Source organism: Pseudomonas sp. LF-5 (genome assembly GCF_037626295.1).
Taxonomy (GTDB): domain Bacteria; phylum Pseudomonadota; class Gammaproteobacteria; order Pseudomonadales; family Pseudomonadaceae; genus Aquipseudomonas; species Aquipseudomonas monsensis.
In genome coordinates, this window is record NZ_JARKMT010000006.1 from 213,720 (window position 1) to 231,227 (window position 17,508).

The following is a 17,508-nucleotide window of genomic DNA, read 5'->3' on the forward strand; positions in this document are numbered from 1 at the left end:
TCCCCGATTTCGTTAAACGTCAGACTTTTCCGACAGGCTCGCGCGCGCCTGCTTGCAGGACATTTCTCTTTCACCGCCCAACCCTTGTAGGCAAGCTCCAGATGCCTAGATTGGGGTCCTCCTTCGCACCTTTGCGACCTTCGAGGAACCCCATGCAGACCTATCACCTGTTCATCAGCCATTCGTGGAACTACGCCCACGCTCACGACAATCTGATACGCCTGCTCGGCGCCAAGCCGGATTTCAGTTTCAAGAATTTTTCCGTGCCGCCACATAACCCGATCATGGGCGCGCAGACCGACAAGCAGCTCGAAGAAGCCATCGAAAACAAGATTCGCCCTTGCTCGGCGGTGCTGATCATGGCCGGGATGTATTCGACCTATAGCAAGTGGATCAACAAGGAAATCGAGATCGCCAAACGCATGGGCAAGGTGATCATCGCGATCAAGCCATTCGGCGCCGAGCGCATTTCCACCGTGGTGCGTGAAGCGGCGCACGCCGAATGCGCGTGGAACACCAACAGCATCGTCAGTGCGATTCGCCTGCACACGGCGGTGTAACCATGCGCAAGGGACTGTTTATCGGCATCAACCACTACGCCCATGTCGCTCCTTTGAGCGGTTGTAACAACGACGCAATGGCCATGGCTTCGGTACTGGAGCGCCACGCCAACGGGCGCCCGAACTTCAGCAGCAAAGTGCTGACCTCCTCTGAGGAGAACCTGACGCTCAAACACATGAAACAGCAGATCCAGAGCCTGTTCTCAGGCGACTGTGACGTGGCACTGCTGTACTTCGCCGGTCATGGGCAGTTCGACACCAGCATCGACGAAGGGCTACTGATTCCTCAGGACTACCAGCCTGGCGGAGACGGTATCCGCATCAGCGACATTCTGCTGTGGGCTGATCAAGCGTCGCAGATCAAAAACAAAATCATCATTCTCGATTGCTGCCAGGCCGGAGCAGCAGGTGCCATGCGCAATTTACGCGGCGGCAGCAGTGTGATCGGCGAAGGCATGACCATTCTCACCGCCTGCAAAAAAGAACAGTCCGCCCTCGAAAGTCGCGGCCACGGTGTGTTTACGGATCTGTTGCTGCAAGCGCTGCATGGTGGCGCCGCCAACGTGCTCGGCAAGGTCACCCCCGGTAGCGTCTATTCGTTTGTCGACAATGCGCTGGGAGCCTGGGAACAGCGCCCGGTGTTCAAGACCAATGTCTCGCAGTTTGTGCCGCTACGCGAGGTCGCGCCGCTGATTGCCGAAGAAACCCTACGCAAACTCAAGGACTGGTTCCCCGAGCCGAGTTTCGTCTTCAGGCTCGACCCCAGCTACGAGCCCACCGAAGCGCTGTTCGACCCCGAGCACGGCGACATCTTCAAGCAACTGCAAATGTGCAATCGCCACAGCCTGATAGAACCGGTGGGCGCCGAACACATGTATTACGCGGCCATCAACTCCACCGGCTGCCGCCTCACCGCCCTCGGTGCCTACTACCGCGAACTCGCCCTAAAAGGACACTTCTGATGCCCGTATTCATCAGTTACCGCCACATGGATCGTCCACAGGCCATGGCCATCAATAGCCAATTGATGCAGGCCAACATCAAGACCTACCTCGACGTGCTCGACCCGGAATCGCAGACCACCGACGACATCACCGGGGTCATCACGCGCAACATCACCGAATGCACGCACCTACTGGCAGTGGTGTCAGAGAAAACCGCATTGTCGTGGTGGGTGCCGTTCGAAATCGGCGAGGCGACGATCAGCAATCGGCGGATCTGCTCATTCAAGACCGGCCCCACGCAATTGCCGGCTTATCTGGATAAGTGGCCGAAGCTGAGCACACCGGCCGATGTGGATTTCTTCATCGACGCTTATCGCAGCGAAGGAACAATCAAGCGCTCGATGACGCTCGACTCGGTGACCGGCAATCAATCGACACGCAGCGCCAACAAGACCAATGCCGAGATGTTCCATGAGGGATTGAAGAACCGTATCCGGCGCGGCTTCTAACCCCACCAGACACAAAAAAGCCCCGAACATTCGGGGCTTTTGCTGTCCACCTGGCCTACTTCGGCTCAGGCTTGCGAAACGCATACAGATGCTGACGCACGATCCCGCCCGGCAGCTCCTTGCCAAATACGCCATAACGCACCGGCCACTCTTTCGGCGGCAGCTTGAACGTGCCGAACAGCATGTCCACCAACGGCGTGTGGATCGCGTAGTTCTTGTAGATGTAGTCCTTGTGCCGGGCATGGTGCCAATGGTGATAACGCGGCAGGACGATCAGGTAGTTCAGCCAGCCACCATTGATTCGCACGTTGGCGTGGGCAAGTACCGCTTGAACACCGACCAGAATCACGTAGGCATTCAACGCCTGAGGCGCGAACCCCAGCAGCATCAGCGGCACCAGTACGCCGGTGCGGGTCAGCAGGATTTCGATGAAGTGCACGCGCGAACCGGCAAGCCAGTCCATGTGGGTGCTGGAGTGATGCACCGCGTGGATACGCCACAGAAATGGCACCACATGGTAGAGACGATGCAGCCAATACTGGCCGAGATCCGCCACCAGCACCGCGAGCAGGAACTGCACCACCAGTGGCAGGCTCTGGACGCTGGCCTGCAACCCCGGCGACACCGCCCAACCGGCGATGTAACCCGACGAGGCGGTGATGAAAATCAGGATGAACTGCACCAGCATGTGGCTGACGAAAAAATAGGTCAGGTCGGTGCGCCAGTGCGGGCGCAGGATGTTTTGCTCGGGGTCCTTGGAATAGAGCTTTTCCAAAGGAATGAAGACGATCGCCGACACCAGCAGCGCCAGCACGAACCAGTCCAGACCCAGCGAGTAAGGGGTCTGCCCGATTTCACTGACTTGCACGTTGGTGCCGCCGAGGAACACCGCCAGCCCCGATGCGACCAGCCCGGTAATCCCCAGGCGCTTGCGCTTGTTGAGCAGGATGTTCAGGGTGCCGAGGCTGAACGACAGCACCAGCCCGAGCAACAGCGTGGTGCGTGCGAACTGCTCGTCATAGACCTTGCGCAGTTCGGCGGTGGTCAGCCATTCAGGAAACAGGAAACAGAGCACCGCCAGCAGGCTCAACAACCCGAGGGTGGCTGAAATATAGCCACTGACCCGCCCCTCACCAAATTTGAAGGGTGCGTTGCCGTGCCGTTGAAAATAGGCTTTGAGTCTTTCCATAACTGATCTTCCGTGATTGCGATAACTGCGACTGCTCATTGCGACGCAGGCAGAAACCAAAAAGCCACGGTGGCCGTGGCTTTTTGTCGGTTACTGCTTCGGCGCGACAGCCGGTGCAGTGGCCGGTGGCGCAGCGGGTGCCGGCGGCGCAGTTCCCGGCGCGGCCGGTTTCGGCGCGGCGTCGTCGAACAGGTTGAGCCGTTCGCGCAGTTCGTGCGCCGGCACCGGTTGCTGATCCGCCGGCAGCGCGTTCGGATCGACCGGTGTCGCCGGAGCGTTACCGTTCTGGCTGTCATCCGCCGGCTTGGCCGGATCGGCACCTTGCGCCCCTTCGATGGCTGCCTGAGCCTTCTTGGTCAGGACCACAATGTCGATGCGACGGTTGACCGGGTTGAACGGGTTTTCCTTGTCGAACAATGCCGACGAGGCATAACCCACCACCCGCGCCACCTGCGACTCCGGATAACTACCGGCAACCAAGGCACGCCGGGCGGCGTTGGCGCGGTTGGCCGAGAGCTCCCAGTTACCGAAATCGCCGGTGCCGGTGTACGGCTTGGCGTCGGTGTGGCCGCTGATGCTGATCTTGTTCGGCACCGCTTTGATGGTGTCGGCCATGGCCAGCAGGATGTCTTCGAAGTACGGTTTCAGACGCGCCGAGCCCGAGTCGAACATCGGCCGGTTTTCGGCGTCCATGATCTGGATGCGCAAGCCGTTCGGGGTGATCTCGAACAGGATCTGATCCTTGAACTTCTGCAGTTGCGGGTTCTCGTCGACCTTGTTCTGCAGCTCTTGCAGCAACAGCTCCAGGCGTTCTTTCTCGACCTGCTCGGCCATGCCTTCGACCTGCTCGGTGTCGACCGTGACCTTGTCCGGTTGCGGCTGCGACTTCACTTCGGGGTTGAGGGTGTTTTCCGGCGCGAGAGTCGGTGTGCCGCCCAGATCAATGATGTATGGCGTGCCGCTTTCGGAGAAGCCGACCGGGTCCTTGAAGTAACCGGCGATGGCGATCTTCTGTTCCGGTGTGGCGGTGGACAGCAGCCACAACACCAGGAAGAACGCCATCATCGCCGTGGCGAAGTCGGCGAAGGCGATTTTCCACGCCCCGCCGTGATGCCCGCCGGCGATGCGCTTGACGCGCTTGATGATTATCGGCTGGTTATTTTCCATGACTTAACGACCGCGAACGGCTTGTTCCAGCTCGGCAAAGCTTGGACGGTGGGCCGGGTACAGCACCTTGCGACCAAACTCGACCGCCAGCGATGGCGGCATGCCGGAAGCGGAGGCCACCAGCGAGGCTTTGATCGCTTCATAGACGTTCAGCTCTTCCTTGGCATCGTGAGCCAGGGAGTGCGCCAACGGACCGAAGAAACCGTAGGCCGCGAGAATACCGAAGAAGGTACCGACCAGTGCCGCACCCACGTGCAGACCGATGGATTTCTGATCGCCTTCACCCAGCGAAGCCATGGTCACCACGATACCCAGTACCGCCGCGACGATACCGAAACCCGGCATGGCGTCGGCGATGCCGTTCACCGCATGGGACGGGTGCTCGAGGTCTTCCTTGAGGCTGTAGAGTTCCATGTCGAACAGGCCTTCCAGCTCATGCGGAGCCATGTTGCCGGAGGACATGATGCGCAGGTAATCGCAGATGAATGCGGTCATGCGCTCGTCTTTGAGCACCGCCGGGTACTTGGCGAAGATCGGGCTCGCGGCGGCATCTTCGATGTCGCCCTCGATGGCCATCATGCCTTCGCGGCGGCTCTTGTTGAGGATCTCGTAGATCAGGCCCAGCACTTCCAGATAGAACGTGTGGCTGAAACGCGAACTGAACATGCTCAGGGATTTCTTGAGCACGTGCATCGTCATGTAACTGGGGTTGGCCTGCAGGAATGCACCGAGGGCCGCACCACCGATGATCATCACCTCGAAGGGCTGGATCAGGGCGGCAATTTTGCCGTGGGAGAGCACGTATCCGCCGAGCACGCTCGCGAATACGACGATGATGCCGATAATTTTAGCCATAGGTAGAAAGTACTTATTTAAGTCGGGTTCAAGGTCATATTCGGAAGTTAAAAAATCTCTTCTTCTACTTATCGGCAAAACTGCGCCAGACTATAGCCAGTTCAGGCGAAAAGCCAATTTAGCCCATGCCGGGCGCGTCTACAGTCAGTGAAGATCTCGTCCAGACATGGCTAATGAAACGAACGTCCCACACGCAAAACCGACCACCCTCGAGGGCTGGGTAAAGTTGCTCGATGGCGTGCTCCTGCCCGTGCCGCAAGAGGCTCACGACAAAGTGTGCCGCGCGATCCGTGACAACCGCAGCTCGCTACGCGACATCGCCGAGCTGATGCAGGACAGCCCGGCGCTGGCCTTGAGCATCATCCGTGAGGCGAATCGTCACACCCACGGCACCATGTCCGCACCGGCGGAAAACCTCGAGGTGGCGATCAACCGTCTGGGTCTGGCGCGCACCGAAGAACTGCTGGCGCGCCTGCCGGCCCAACCGCAGATGCAGATCCCCAAGGCCCTGCGCCAACTGCAAATGATCAGCCAGCACGCCACGCAACAGGCCAATGGTTTTTTCGCCAGCCGCCTGGCGCGACTGTGGCAGGACATCCATTGGGGCAGCCTGTTGTTTCTCTCGCCGTTATGGCCACTGGCACTGACGTTTCCCGAGTTGCTCGAAGAATGGGAATTGCGGGTGATCCACAAGGGCGAATCGGCTCCGGTGGTCGAGAAGCAACTGTTTGGCGTGCGCCTGCTGAAGATCGCCGAGGCGCTGGTGCAAGTCTGGCACCTGCCGATCTGGGTGCAGCAAGGCTATAAATTGCTGCTCAGCGAACAGCGCGAACTGGTCAAAGTGCTGCGCATCGCCCGCGACAGCGAACACCCGTTGCGCCAGCAGAATCGCCTGGATGACGATCCGACCCTGCGTCGCTGGCTCAATCAGCCGGCCAACACCGTGCTGCTGGCCAACGGTCTGGCGTTATCGGCGCAACAGGCCTGGGACAGTCCGCACAGTGAGCGCTGGCAGTACCTGACCAGCCTGTATCTGCAAATCTCGATGGATGAAGTGCAACAGCAATTGCACCAACAAGCCGCCAACAGCGCACGCCACCATGCAATGCCGGACCTGTGGCACCCGGCGGTGTCGCTGTTGTGGCCGTGGGGCACGCACCGTTTGCCGGCGGGCATGCTGCCTGCCGCCGCGCCGTCCGCTGAAGACCTGAGCCAGTGGCGCCGGCAATGTGCCGAATTGCTCGCCGAACCGAGCCGCTTCACCAATGCCATGAGCCTGACAGTCGCTGCCCGCGATGCTCTGGTCGCCAGCGGCATGCGCCGGGTGATGATCCTGATGGCCGATCGCACGCAGTCCAATCTGCGCGTGCACCAGACTTTCGGTTTGCCGAAAGACGCCGCCGCGCTGAATTTCGTTGTCAGCCAGAGCAAGGTGTTGCAGCGCCTGCTGGCGCAGCAGGCACAGGTGCGGATCAACCCCGAGAACAATGCACAATTTTCCGCGTTGTTGCCGCCGGGCCTGCGCTCGCTGTTTCGCGGCGAACATTTGTTCCTGCGCTCACTGGTCAACAATGGCCGGGTGATCATGATCGTCGTGGCCGACCAGGGCGGCGGGCCGTTCGCCGACATCACCGTGCAGGCGTTCGGCAAAACCGCGCAGTGCATCGAAAAAGCCCTGCACAGCTTTAGCAGCCGTGGCCGATGAGGCTGCGCTACAATCCCCCCCTTTGTGCTCTGGAGACCTCACATGTCTGACTTCTCTGGCTTGCCGCTCGTCATCGAGCCGAGCGACCTGCTCCCGCGTCTCGATTCCCCTGAACTGATTCTGGTGGATCTGACCAGCCCTGCCCGCTATGCCGAAGGCCACCTTCCCGGCGCACGTTTTGTCGACCCGAAACGCACCCAGCTCGGTCAGCCGCCAGCACCGGGATTGCTGCCGGCCAAGGCCGACCTGGAGGCGCTGTTCGGTGAACTGGGCCATCGCAAGGACGCGGTCTACGTGGTCTATGACGACGAGGGCGGCGGCTGGGCCGGGCGTTTCATCTGGCTGCTCGACGTGATTGGTCACGACAACTACCACTACGTCGACGGCGGCTTGCCGGCGTGGCTGGAAGCCGGCATGCCGATGTCGATCCAGATACCTCCCGCCGTCGGCGGCCCGGTGGCGCTGACCCTGCACGAAGAACCGACCGCCACTCGCGAATACCTGCAAAGCCGACTCGGCGCCGCCGATCTGGCGATCTGGGATGCGCGCGGGCCGCTGGAGTATTCCGGTGAGAAGGTGCTGGCGGCCAAGGGTGGACACATTCCGGGCGCGGTCAACTTCGAATGGACCGCCGGCATGGACAAGGCACGCCAGTTGCGCATTCGCACGGACATGCCGCAGATCCTCGAAGACCTCGGGATCACCAAGGACAAAGAAATCATTACCCACTGCCAGACCCATCACCGGTCGGGCTTCACATATCTGGTGGCCAAGTCCCTCGGTTATCCGCGGGTCAAGGGCTACGCCGGTTCCTGGGGCGAATGGGGCAACCACCCTGACACGCCTGTCGAGATTCAAGGTTTTTAAGGACAACTAATGAAAGAGCGCCTGTTTATCCTCAGCCAGTACCTGCTGCCTCATCACCTGCTGTCGCGCCTGGCCGGCTGCGTTGCCGAGTGCCGCGTGCGCTGGTTCAAGAATGCCTTCACCCAGTGGTTCGCCAAGCGTTATCAGGTGGACATGTCGCAAGCACTGGTCGAAGACCTGACCGCTTACGAGCACTTCAACGCGTTCTTCACCCGTGCACTGAAAGACGGCGCACGTCCGCTGGACGAAACCCCGGGCGCGATCCTCAGCCCGGCCGACGGTGCGGTCAGCCAGCTCGGCCCGATCGAACACGGTCGGGTATTCCAGGCCAAGGGCCACAGCTTCAGCGTGCTGGAACTGCTCGGCGGTGATACGGCCAATGCTGCTCCGTTCATGGGCGGCGATTTCGCCACCATCTACCTGTCGCCGAAGGACTACCACCGCGTGCACATGCCGCTGGCCGGCACCCTGCGCGAGATGGTCTACATCCCGGGCCGGATCTTCTCGGTCAACCAGACCACCGCGGAAAACGTTCCGGAGCTGTTCGCCCGCAACGAGCGTGTGTCGTGCATCTTCGACACCGAGCGCGGGCCAATGGCCGTGGTGCTGGTCGGCGCGATGATCGTCGCTTCGATCGAAACCGTGTGGGCCGGTCTGGTCACCCCGCCGAAGCGCGAGCTGAAAACCTTCCGCTACGACGAAGCCGCCCGCGCACCGATCCATCTGGAAAAAGGCGCCGAACTGGGCCGCTTCAAGCTGGGTTCGACCGCGATCGTGCTGTTCGGGCCGGATCAAGTGAAATGGGCTGAAGAACTGGTCGCCGGTTCGCCAGTACAAATGGGCCAGGCTCTGGCACTGCCAACGGCCTGATATCTCCGCGCTCTCCCTGTAGGAGCTACCGAAGGCTCTTACAGGGTTTGCCGTCGCGACAGACCCCGATTTTTACTGCTATGGTTTTTGGCATGAGCCAGACCATCGCCCCGCCGCCACTTCGCGCCCCTGCCCCGACGCAATCGCGCCGGTCGTTTTGCGAAGCCTCCCCGCGCGACTTCAAGCACTGGATCGCCGGCCTGCCCAAGGCCAACATCGGCGAAACCGCCCGCCAGTTGTATCAAGGCCTGGGCGAACTCAATCAGTTGCTCACCCCCAGCGACAATCGCCTGCAACTGCTGGAGTTGCTGCGCCCCGAGGTGTATTTCGTCTGCCAGCATCTGGAGCGGCAGTTTCTGCATCAGGCGATCATGCTCGACGAGCGTTCGCGCAAGATCAACAACCTGTGTCAGGCGCTGCAAAGTCATCTGGCGATTGGCTACAAACAGATCGTGCTGCGCATCACCCCGAAATACAGCAAGGATCGCGCGACTCTGCTCAGCACTGCCCTGCAACGGGCGGCACATGCGCTCAAGGGGCAACTGGTACGCGCCACGCAGCTGTACAGTCCGGCACCGGAGCAGTTGTGGTTCGAGTTGCATCAGCTCTATCGCAGCGCCTGTGAACTGCAGCTTCAGCACAAGCGCGTGCATGACGACCTCGCCAGCCTGACGCCCGAGCTGAGCCTTGAACAGACCTACATCGCCGCGTTGTTGCTGGGCAGTGCGCGTTGCAATCAGTTGCGGCAGAACCAGATCGCCCGCCTGGCCGAGGTGCTGGAGCCGTGGAGCGCGTTGCTCAAACTGCATCCCGGGCGTCCGGACGATGGCCTGTTTGCGATCAGTGCAGAACTCGATGTCGGGCCGCGTTATCGCAGTATGTTTCGCCGCGAACAACAGGCCGGACTGCTCGGCTTCGATCCGCAGCCGCTGGTGAATGCCGTCGAGGCGCACCTGCTGCGGCAGGACACATCGCCGCCGTTGCAAGTGCCCAACGGCATGAGCCAGGACACCCTGCAACACTTGCATGCCACGTGGGGACAGGCCGCCGAACGCAGTTTTCAGCGCAGCGTTGGCCAGGGCAACCTGACCGTGTGCGTCGGCATGAGCGCCCTGCATTTCTACCTCGGTGGCGAACGCACATTCAGCGAATTGCTCAAGCATCCCGGCGCTCGCGCAGCCAATTTCAGCAGTGCCGTGGCCAAGGGTGAAAAAGACAGCTGGAGTCAGGCGTTCGACGCCGCGCCGCTGGGCAACGAGCAGTTTCTGCCTTATGAAGAAATCCAGTACGACCATCTGCCCGAGGACGAAAGCACCACCGACAGCACACCGCATTACCCGACCTACACGTTGCCGGTGATCAACCATAGCCCCGGCGGCTACTGCCTGGCCTGGCCTGATGAGGTGCCTGCCGAGCTGCAGGCTGGAGAAATGCTCGGGATTCAGGACAGCACGAGCCAGGGCTGGAGCATTGCCGTGATTCGCTGGATTCGTCAGGTACGGGGTAGCGGGACGCAGATGGGCATTGAACTGGTGGCTCCGCATGCGCAGCCATGCGGTTTGCAACTGGTGCGCTCGCGGGACGATCACAGCCATTACTTGCGCGGGTTACTGCTGCCGGAGATCAGCGCAATCGACTTGCCGGCCACCTTGCTGGCACCGCGTCTGCCGTTTCAGGAAGGCAATAAAGTACTCATCAACACTCAGGGCGAAGAGCACCGCGCCGGACTGGATCGGCGGCTGGCGAGTACACACAGCTTCAATCAGTTTGCCTATCGCTCGCTCGAGGCCGCGCAGAATGGCGGGAGCGAGGAGGATTTCGACTCCTTGTGGAAGTCGCTTTGAAGCCTTAAAGAAACCGTGGCGAGGGCGCTTGCGCCCTCGCCACAGAGATCTGCTTCAAGCTTAAAGCTGGCCGTCGCGGTCGCGGAAGCCGAGCAGATACAGCACACCATCCAGCCCCAGTGTCGAGATCGCCTGCTTGGCCGACTGCTTGACCAGCGGCTTGGCCCGGAACGCCACGCCCAGCCCGGCAATCGCCAGCATCGGCAGGTCATTCGCGCCATCGCCAACTGCGATGGTCTGCTCCAGACGCAAACCTTCCTTGTGCGCCAGTTCCTTCAGCAGATCGGCCTTGCGCTGGGCGTCGACAATCGGCTCGATCGCCACGCCGGTGCACTTGCCGTCGACCACTTCCAGTTCGTTGGCGAACACGTAGTCAATGCCGAGCTTGGCCTGCAACTGCTTGGCGAAGTAGGTGAAGCCGCCGGACAGGATCGCCGTCTTGTAACCCAGACGCTTGAGTTCGGCGAACAGGGTTTCGGCGCCTTCGGTCAGGCGCAACGAGGCGCCGATCGAATCCAATACGCTGACATCCAGCCCTTTGAGCAGCGCCAGACGCTCCTTGAAGCTGGCACGAAAATCCAGCTCACCGGCCATCGCGCGCTCGGTGATGGCCGACACTTGCTCGCCGACACCGGCCGCCTTGGCCAGTTCGTCGATGACTTCGGCTTCGATCAGCGTGGAGTCCATGTCGAACACCGCCAGGCGCCGGTTGCGGCGGAACAACGAATCTTCCTGGAAGGCGATGTCGACGTTCAGCGCCTGCGCGACGCTGAGGAATTCGGCGCGCAGGGCCTGCGGATCCGCCGCCTCGCCACGCACGGAGAACTCGATGCAGCCCTTGCCCTTGTCCGCCGGCGTATCCAGCGGCATGCGACCCGACAGACGGTCGATATGGTCGATGTTCAGGCCATATTTGGCGGTGATCGAGCTGACCGCCTGCAATTGGCCGGCGGTGACTTTGCGGGTCAACAGGGTAACGATGTGGCGTTTCTTGCCCTGATTGCCCACCCACTGCTGGTAATCCTCTTCGGACACCGGGGTGAAGCGCACCTGCTGGTCGAGCTCGTAGCCCTTGAACAGGATGTCCTTGAGCACGGCCTTGCCTTGCTCGGAATCGGGAATTTCAACCAGGATGCCGAACGACAGGGTGTCGTGGATCACCGCCTGACCGATGTCGAGAATGTTCACACCACCTTGTGCCAGAACGCCGGTAATGGCCGCAGTCAGACCCGGACGGTCGACTCCCGTGATGTTAATCAGGACGATTTCGCGCAACGCGCACCCCCGCAACTGGAAAAAAACCGCATTCTACCCACTTTCAGTGACCATCGGGCACCGCGAGCGCTTTGCCGGTCTAGGGCCTGTCGCTATACTGCGCGTCAACTTCACGGACAAAAGAGCCGAGCTCAGTGAACCGGCCCACGCCAGTTAAAACCGATAACTTCTTCCTGCTGATCTTCCGTGCACTGCGCCACCGCCGTGTACCGATTGCATTGCGCATTGCCAGCCATAACGTGATCCTGGTCGCTCTGGCCCTGGTGATCTATGCCGGGGTGATGGGCTTGCAGTTCAAGCAGGCCATGCACGAGCAGGCCGATGCACTGGGCGAAAGCCTGACCACGCAGACCGCCACCTCCGCCACGGAGCTGTTGGTGTCCAACGACATCCTCAGCCTCAATGTGCTGCTCAACAACCTGACCAAGAACAAACTGGTGGCGCACGCGGCCATCTATAGCGTGGACAACCGCATCCTCGCCGAATCCGGTCAGCGCCCCAAGCACAGCCTGTTGGGCGAAGCCGAAGGCATGTACGAGAGCAAGATCACCTTCCAGGACGTGACCGCCGGGCAACTGCGCATCAGCCTGGACATGGATCAGTTCCAGCAGCCGATGACCATCAGCCTGCAGAGCATGGGCATTCTCAGTGCGATTTTGCTGGCGCTGTCGCTGGCCTTGAGCCTGCGCATGGGCCGCTACCTGTCCACGCCGCTGCTGCAATTGCGCGTATGGTTGCGCCATATCGACGAATTCACGCCGGGCACCGAGCGCCAGGACGAAATCGGTGATCTGGCCCGTCAACTGCACGCCAACTTTGCTCCGGAGCCGGCGCCGAAACCCGAGCCGGAACCCGAGTTCGAAGAAGAGGACGAACCGGAATTCGAAGTGCGCAACCTGCGCGATCCGAGCTTCGACGAAACCCGTCCGCTGGCCGCACAGAAGCCGGCGCCGCGCCACGTGGTCAGCACCGTTGAAGACGATGATGACGACGACGCCTTTGCCGATCTGCGCGACGAGTCGCTGGATGCCGCCCCGCAACCGGCTGTGCGCAAGGCCACACCCAACGTGCCACAGCACAGCGCCGTACTGGCCGTGCAACTCGGCTCGCAAGAACAACTGCGCCGCCTGCCGCGCGCGCGCCTGGAAGAGCTGCTGGAGCGTTATCGCGACTGCCTCGACCAGGCCGCCTCGTTGTATCAGGGTGAAATCGAAACCCTCAACGACGGCAGCACGCTGATGCTGTTCCACAGCGAAGACAGCGGCGACGATTACCTGACCAACGCGATCTGCTGCGGCGAGCTGCTGCGGGCGCTGGGCCATCAGTTGCAGATCGAAGTCGCCGACAGCGGCATCACCCTGCAATTGCAGCTGGGTCTGACCCTGGGTGACGAGTTGTTCGGTCTGAGCCAGATCGACCTGCTGCTGACCGACTCTGCACAGGATGCCTTGGCCTTGTCGCAACACAGCCGCAATCTGCTGCTGGTCGAGCGCAAGATCAGTGACGATGCACTGATCCGCCAGCGTGCGCGGATCCGCCCGATTGCCAGCCCTGAAGGCGCTTGCTGCGTGGAGCGCTTGATGGAGCCTTATCCGTCGATGCTCGAGCGACAACTGGCGCGGATGCATGAACGTCGGGCGTAAGCCTTAGGCCAGAGGTACGAAAGCCCGCAGACACGCGAATGTCTGCGGGCTTTTTTGTTGCCTGCACTTTGCCCCTCACCCTAGCCCTCTCCCGCTGGGAGAGGGAACCGATCCGGGAATATTGAAGACCTGCAGCGACGTGAACGCCCCGCTGTGAATTCATAATCGCCAGGCTCTTTCAGGTCGATGCATAACCTCACACCAGCCCTCTCCCTCGGGGAGATGGAACCGATTCGGGAATATTGAAGACCTGCAGCGACTTGAACGCCCAGCTGTGAATCCATAATCGCCAAGCTCTTTCAGGTCGATGCATAACCTCACCCCAGCCCTCTCCCTCCGGGAATATTGAAGACCTGCAGCGACGTGAACGCCCAGCTGTGAATCCATAATCGCCAAGCGCTTTCAGGTCGATGCATAGCACCAGACACCTCGGTCAGTCCCCTCTCCCTCCGGGAGAGGGAACCGATCCGGGAATATTGAAGACCTGCAGCGACTTGAACGCCCAGTTGTGAATTCATAATCACCAAGCGCTTTCAGGTCGATGCATAACCTCACCCCAGCCCTCTCCCTCGGGGAGATGGAACCGATTCGGGAATATTGAAGACCTGTAGCGACGTGAACGCCCAGCTGTGAATCCATAATCGCCAGGCTCTTTCAGGTCGATGCATAACCTCACCCCAGCCCTCTCCCTCTCCCTCTCCCTCCGGGAATATTGAAGACCTGCAGCGACGTGAACGCCCAGCTGTGAATCCATAATCGCCAGGCTCTTTCAGGTCGATGCATAGCACCAGACACCTCGGTCAGTCCCCTCTCCCTCCGGGAGAGGGTTAGGGTGAGGGGCTTGTGATCTCCCCCACCAAACCCCAGACACAACAAAGCCCGCACAAGGCGGGCTCTGTTTTGACTCGATCCGACTTAGAAGCGGAACACTTCCATATCGGTGCGAATCGGCGAAGCCATCGGAATCTTTGGCTGCTTCTCGGCTTCCGCTGCCGGCGCGGCCGGTTTGGGGGCCGCTTTACGCGGTGCTTCAGCCACCGGCGGCTGATTGGCCAACGGTTTGAGCGCCACCGACAACTGCTCGGCCAGACGCTGCAGCAGAATGCCTTGCGCCTGAACCTGCGAAGCCGTGGTGCCGGCATGCAGCTCCTGCAGGTGGACGATGCGGTTATCGCGCACCTGACCACGACGGTCGATCAAGCGCCATTGCGCATCGAGGATCGCCGGTTGTTTCTCCCCCGAGTCCAGACGCGTGATGGTCAGCAACACCTGCACATCCGGGGTAAAACCCAGGGTCGCCGGCGCCAGCACCACACGCTGGCTGTCCAGATGGCCAGCCACCTGACGCATCAGCAACTGATCGATATCCGACGAAAGGCTGCCCGCCCAGCGACCGTCGGTCGCCGCTTGCAGACTACCGTCCGGTTGACGTTGCAGCAGGGTTTCACGTTGCAGGTAATCAGCAATGACTACCGGACCCAACAAAACCGCCATGCCTGCGCTTTGCGCAGGCTGAGCCGGACTTCCGCTGTCCAGCTGATACAGCGACACCGGCTGGTGAACGCTGCAACCCGCCAGGCCCAAAACGCCGGCGAGCAGGAAAATAAGGGGGCGCAGAGCAGTCATCATCCCGTCCAGGTGGCCGCCACAAGGCTGACCACAGTGAAAATACTCAATAAATATGAAGAACGCTCGGCCACGCCGGCGTTTGGAAAGGCCATATCATCCGTGAATATGCGTTCCGACTCCAGCGCCAAAGCGTCGATCTACGCGTTAAATCGTAGATCGACGCCTCTAGGTGGGCGTTTTCGCCTAATTGAGGTTTTCGACGAGCAGCGCATCCACCCTCTGGAAGCCCCTTGGCAGCTTGTTGCCACGACGGCCACGTTCACCCTTGTAGTGTTCGAGGTCGTCGGCCTTCAGCGACAGGGTCCGTTTTCCGGCCTGCAGCACCAACGTGGCGCCTTCCGGCAGTACGGCGATGTCCGTGACATATTCTTCGCGACTGGCCACACGCTCACCGGAAATACCGATGATCTTGTTGCCCTTGCCCTTCCCTAATTGTGGCAGATCGCTGATTTTGAAGATCAGCAGGCGACCTTCGGTCGTGACCGAGGCCAGCCAGTTCTGCTCACGATCGGCCACTGGCCGCGGCGCGATGACTTTGGCGTTGTTCGGCAGACTCAACAGGGCCTTACCGGCCTTGTTCTTGGCTTGCAGGTCCTCGCCTTTGACCACGAAGCCGTAACCGGCATCGGACGCGATCACATACAGCGCATCGTCTTCCGGCATCAGCACGCACTCGAACGTGGCGCCGGGCGGCGGCGTCAGACGGCCGGTCAACGGCTCGCCCTGGCCCCGGGCCGACGGCAAGGTGTGCGCGGCGACCGAATAGCTGCGGCCGGTGGAGTCGATAAACACGGCAAACTGGTTGGAGCGCCCCGCCGCCGAGGTCTTGAAGCCGTCACCGGCCTTGTACGACAGGCCAGTGGCGTCGATGTCGTGTCCTTTGGCCGAACGGATCCAGCCTTTTTCCGACAACACGACAGTCACTTTTTCGTTCGGCAACAGGTCGTGTTCGGTCAGCGCCTTGGCTTCTGCACGTTCGACGATGGGTGAACGACGATCATCGCCATAGGTTTCAGCGTCTTTCAGCAGCTCGGTGCGCACCAGCTTCTTCAGCTTGGCTTCGCTGCCCAGCAGCGCTTGCAGCTTGGCTTGTTCCTTGAGCAGTTCGTCCTGCTCGTCGCGCAGCTTCATCTCTTCCAGTCGCGCCAACTGACGCAGACGGGTGTCGAGGATGTAGTCGGCCTGAATCTCGCTGAGGGCGAAACGTTCGATCAGCTTGGCTTTCGGGTGCTCCTCGGTGCGGATGATGTGGATCACTTCATCCAGGTTGAGGTAAGCGATCAGCAAGCCGTCCAACAGGTGCAGGCGACGCTCGACCTTGTCGAGGCGGAATTGCAGGCGGCGACGCACGGTCAGCACGCGGAACTCCAGCCATTCGACCAGCAACGCACGGAGGTTTTTCAGCTGTGGCTTGCCGTCCAGACCGATGATGTTGACGTTGACCCGGTAGGTCGACTCCAGCTCGGTGCTGGCGAACAGGTGCTGCATCAGCGCTTCGTGATCGACGCGGCTGTTGACCGGAATGATCACGATGCGGCACGGGTTTTCGTGGTCGGATTCGTCACGCAGGTCAGCGATCTGCGGCGCTTTCGACGGCTTGGCCTGCATCAGCGCGGCGATCTGCTCCAGCACCTTGGCGCCAGACACCTGGTGCGGCAACGCGGTGACGATGATGTCGCCGTCCTCGACGTGGTACACGGCGCGCATGCGCACCGAGCCCTTGCCGGTTTCGTACATTTTCAGCAGGTCGGCGCGCGGGGTGATGATTTCCGCTTCGGTCGGGTAGTCCGGGCCCTGAATGTGTTCGCAGAGCTGTTCGACCGTGGCTTTCGGCTCATCGAGCAGGCGCACGCAGGCAGTGGCGACTTCGCGCAGGTTGTGCGGTGGCACGTCGGTGGCCATGCCCACGGCGATACCGGTGGTGCCGTTGAGCAGGATGTTCGGCAAACGTGCCGGCAACACCAGCGGCTCCTGCAGAGTGCCGTCGAAGTTCGGGCCCCAGTCGGCGGTGCCCTGGCCCAGCTCGCTGAGCAGCACTTCGGAATAGCGCGACAGACGGGCTTCGGTGTAACGCATGGCGGCGAAGGACTTCGGATCGTCCGGCGCACCCCAGTTGCCCTGACCGTCGACCAGTGTGTAGCGATAGCTGAACGGCTGGGCCATCAGCACCATCGCTTCGTAGCACGCCGAGTCGCCGTGCGGGTGGAACTTGCCGAGCACGTCACCGACGGTACGCGCCGATTTCTTGTGCTTGGAATCGGCATCCAGCCCCAGTTCGCTCATGGCGTAGACGATACGCCGCTGTACCGGTTTCAGGCCGTCGCCGATATGCGGCAAAGCACGGTCCATGATCACGTACATGGAGTAGTTGAGGTAGGCATTTTCGGTGAAGTCAGCCAGCGAGCGGCGTTCTACACCGTCCAGGCTGAGATCAAGGGAGTCGCTCATGCG

At 61.0% G+C, this 17,508-nt stretch carries 14 protein-coding genes; 8 read left to right on the forward strand and 6 right to left on the reverse strand.

Going from position 1 to position 17,508, the window contains the following annotated elements:
* Positions 1–152 precede the first annotated feature (152 nt).
* The 3 genes from PseuLF5_RS19000 to PseuLF5_RS19010 are packed head-to-tail and all read left to right on the forward strand — an operon-like array spanning position 153 to position 2,013.
* Positions 153–560, forward strand: coding sequence for a TIR domain-containing protein (locus tag PseuLF5_RS19000; RefSeq protein ID WP_340134313.1), 408 nt, complete (start codon positions 153–155; stop codon positions 558–560).
* 2 nt (positions 561–562) lie between these two features.
* Positions 563–1,522 carry a caspase family protein gene (locus PseuLF5_RS19005; protein WP_322375030.1) on the forward strand — a complete coding sequence of 320 codons (960 nt, stop codon included), beginning with the start codon at positions 563–565 and terminating at the stop codon, positions 1,520–1,522.
* The gene (locus PseuLF5_RS19010; protein WP_222833785.1) at positions 1,522–2,013 is read left to right on the forward strand and encodes a toll/interleukin-1 receptor domain-containing protein; all 492 of its coding nucleotides are present in this window, start codon (positions 1,522–1,524) and stop codon (positions 2,011–2,013) included. The genes PseuLF5_RS19005 and PseuLF5_RS19010 overlap by 1 nt, the downstream gene beginning before the upstream one ends.
* Before the next feature lie 55 nt (positions 2,014–2,068).
* Here PseuLF5_RS19010 and PseuLF5_RS19015 read toward each other — a convergent pair whose 3' ends face one another.
* The 3 genes from PseuLF5_RS19015 to motA form a co-directional block, all read right to left on the reverse strand.
* A complete protein-coding gene (locus PseuLF5_RS19015; protein ID WP_123470892.1) occupies positions 2,069–3,202 on the reverse strand; it encodes a sterol desaturase family protein in 1,134 nt (377 codons plus the stop codon).
* A 90-nt stretch (positions 3,203–3,292) separates the two neighbouring features.
* Positions 3,293–4,369, reverse strand: a complete 1,077-nt coding sequence (motB, locus tag PseuLF5_RS19020) for a flagellar motor protein MotB (protein WP_128616217.1) — start codon at positions 4,367–4,369, stop codon at positions 3,293–3,295.
* 3 nt (positions 4,370–4,372) lie between these two features.
* The gene (motA, locus tag PseuLF5_RS19025) at positions 4,373–5,224 is read right to left on the reverse strand and encodes a flagellar motor stator protein MotA (protein WP_123470887.1); all 852 of its coding nucleotides are present in this window, start codon (positions 5,222–5,224) and stop codon (positions 4,373–4,375) included.
* A 166-nt stretch (positions 5,225–5,390) separates the two neighbouring features.
* Between motA and PseuLF5_RS19030 the strand changes: the two genes are divergently transcribed.
* The 4 genes from PseuLF5_RS19030 to PseuLF5_RS19045 all read left to right on the forward strand — a co-directional run bounded on the left by PseuLF5_RS19030 (position 5,391) and on the right by PseuLF5_RS19045 (position 10,510).
* Positions 5,391–6,929, forward strand: a complete 1,539-nt coding sequence (locus PseuLF5_RS19030) for an HDOD domain-containing protein (protein ID WP_222833787.1) — start codon at positions 5,391–5,393, stop codon at positions 6,927–6,929.
* Positions 6,930–6,971: 42 nt separating this feature from the next.
* Positions 6,972–7,796 (forward strand): thiosulfate sulfurtransferase, encoded by an 825-nt coding sequence (rhdA, locus tag PseuLF5_RS19035; protein ID WP_222833788.1) that lies wholly within the window; start codon positions 6,972–6,974, stop codon positions 7,794–7,796.
* 9 nt (positions 7,797–7,805) lie between these two features.
* Entirely contained in the window at positions 7,806–8,666 is an 861-nt protein-coding gene (gene asd, locus PseuLF5_RS19040; RefSeq protein WP_340134314.1) for an archaetidylserine decarboxylase, read from the forward strand.
* A 92-nt stretch (positions 8,667–8,758) separates the two neighbouring features.
* Positions 8,759–10,510 carry a molecular chaperone gene (locus PseuLF5_RS19045; protein WP_340134315.1) on the forward strand — a complete coding sequence of 584 codons (1,752 nt, stop codon included), beginning with the start codon at positions 8,759–8,761 and terminating at the stop codon, positions 10,508–10,510.
* A gap of 60 nt (positions 10,511–10,570) precedes the next feature.
* Here PseuLF5_RS19045 and serB read toward each other — a convergent pair whose 3' ends face one another.
* Positions 10,571–11,785 carry a phosphoserine phosphatase SerB gene (gene serB, locus PseuLF5_RS19050; RefSeq protein WP_123470877.1) on the reverse strand — a complete coding sequence of 405 codons (1,215 nt, stop codon included), beginning with the start codon at positions 11,783–11,785 and terminating at the stop codon, positions 10,571–10,573.
* Positions 11,786–11,919: 134 nt separating this feature from the next.
* On the opposite strand from serB, the gene PseuLF5_RS19055 reads away from it, so the two are divergent.
* A complete protein-coding gene (locus PseuLF5_RS19055; RefSeq protein ID WP_128616221.1) occupies positions 11,920–13,428 on the forward strand; it encodes an AhpA/YtjB family protein in 1,509 nt (502 codons plus the stop codon).
* A gap of 915 nt (positions 13,429–14,343) precedes the next feature.
* Here PseuLF5_RS19055 and PseuLF5_RS19060 read toward each other — a convergent pair.
* Both PseuLF5_RS19060 and parC read right to left on the reverse strand, forming a co-directional pair.
* Positions 14,344–15,054: a PqiC family protein gene (locus PseuLF5_RS19060; protein WP_123470874.1), complete on the reverse strand. Its 711-nt coding sequence runs from the start codon at positions 15,052–15,054 to the stop codon at positions 14,344–14,346.
* A gap of 186 nt (positions 15,055–15,240) precedes the next feature.
* Positions 15,241–17,505: a DNA topoisomerase IV subunit A gene (gene parC, locus PseuLF5_RS19065; RefSeq protein WP_003221074.1), complete on the reverse strand. Its 2,265-nt coding sequence runs from the start codon at positions 17,503–17,505 to the stop codon at positions 15,241–15,243.
* Between the last annotated feature and the right edge of the window lie 3 nt (positions 17,506–17,508).

Bases quoted from the DNA above. Each gene is read 5' to 3' on its own strand.
- rhdA (WP_222833788.1), top strand. From the start codon at position 6,972: ATGTCTGACTTCTCTGGCTTGCCGCTCGTCATCGAGCCGAGCGACCTG.
- PseuLF5_RS19005 (WP_322375030.1), top strand. From the start codon at position 563: ATGCGCAAGGGACTGTTTATCGGCATCAACCACTACGCCCATGTCGCT.
- PseuLF5_RS19000 (WP_340134313.1), top strand. From the start codon at position 153: ATGCAGACCTATCACCTGTTCATCAGCCATTCGTGGAACTACGCCCAC.
- PseuLF5_RS19060 (WP_123470874.1), bottom strand. From the start codon at position 15,054: ATGACTGCTCTGCGCCCCCTTATTTTCCTGCTCGCCGGCGTTTTGGGC.
- PseuLF5_RS19010 (WP_222833785.1), top strand. From the start codon at position 1,522: ATGCCCGTATTCATCAGTTACCGCCACATGGATCGTCCACAGGCCATG.
- motB (WP_128616217.1), bottom strand. From the start codon at position 4,369: ATGGAAAATAACCAGCCGATAATCATCAAGCGCGTCAAGCGCATCGCC.
- PseuLF5_RS19015 (WP_123470892.1), bottom strand. From the start codon at position 3,202: ATGGAAAGACTCAAAGCCTATTTTCAACGGCACGGCAACGCACCCTTC.
- asd (WP_340134314.1), top strand. From the start codon at position 7,806: ATGAAAGAGCGCCTGTTTATCCTCAGCCAGTACCTGCTGCCTCATCAC.
- motA (WP_123470887.1), bottom strand. From the start codon at position 5,224: ATGGCTAAAATTATCGGCATCATCGTCGTATTCGCGAGCGTGCTCGGC.
- PseuLF5_RS19030 (WP_222833787.1), top strand. From the start codon at position 5,391: ATGGCTAATGAAACGAACGTCCCACACGCAAAACCGACCACCCTCGAG.
- PseuLF5_RS19045 (WP_340134315.1), top strand. From the start codon at position 8,759: ATGAGCCAGACCATCGCCCCGCCGCCACTTCGCGCCCCTGCCCCGACG.
- parC (WP_003221074.1), bottom strand. From the start codon at position 17,505: ATGAGCGACTCCCTTGATCTCAGCCTGGACGGTGTAGAACGCCGCTCG.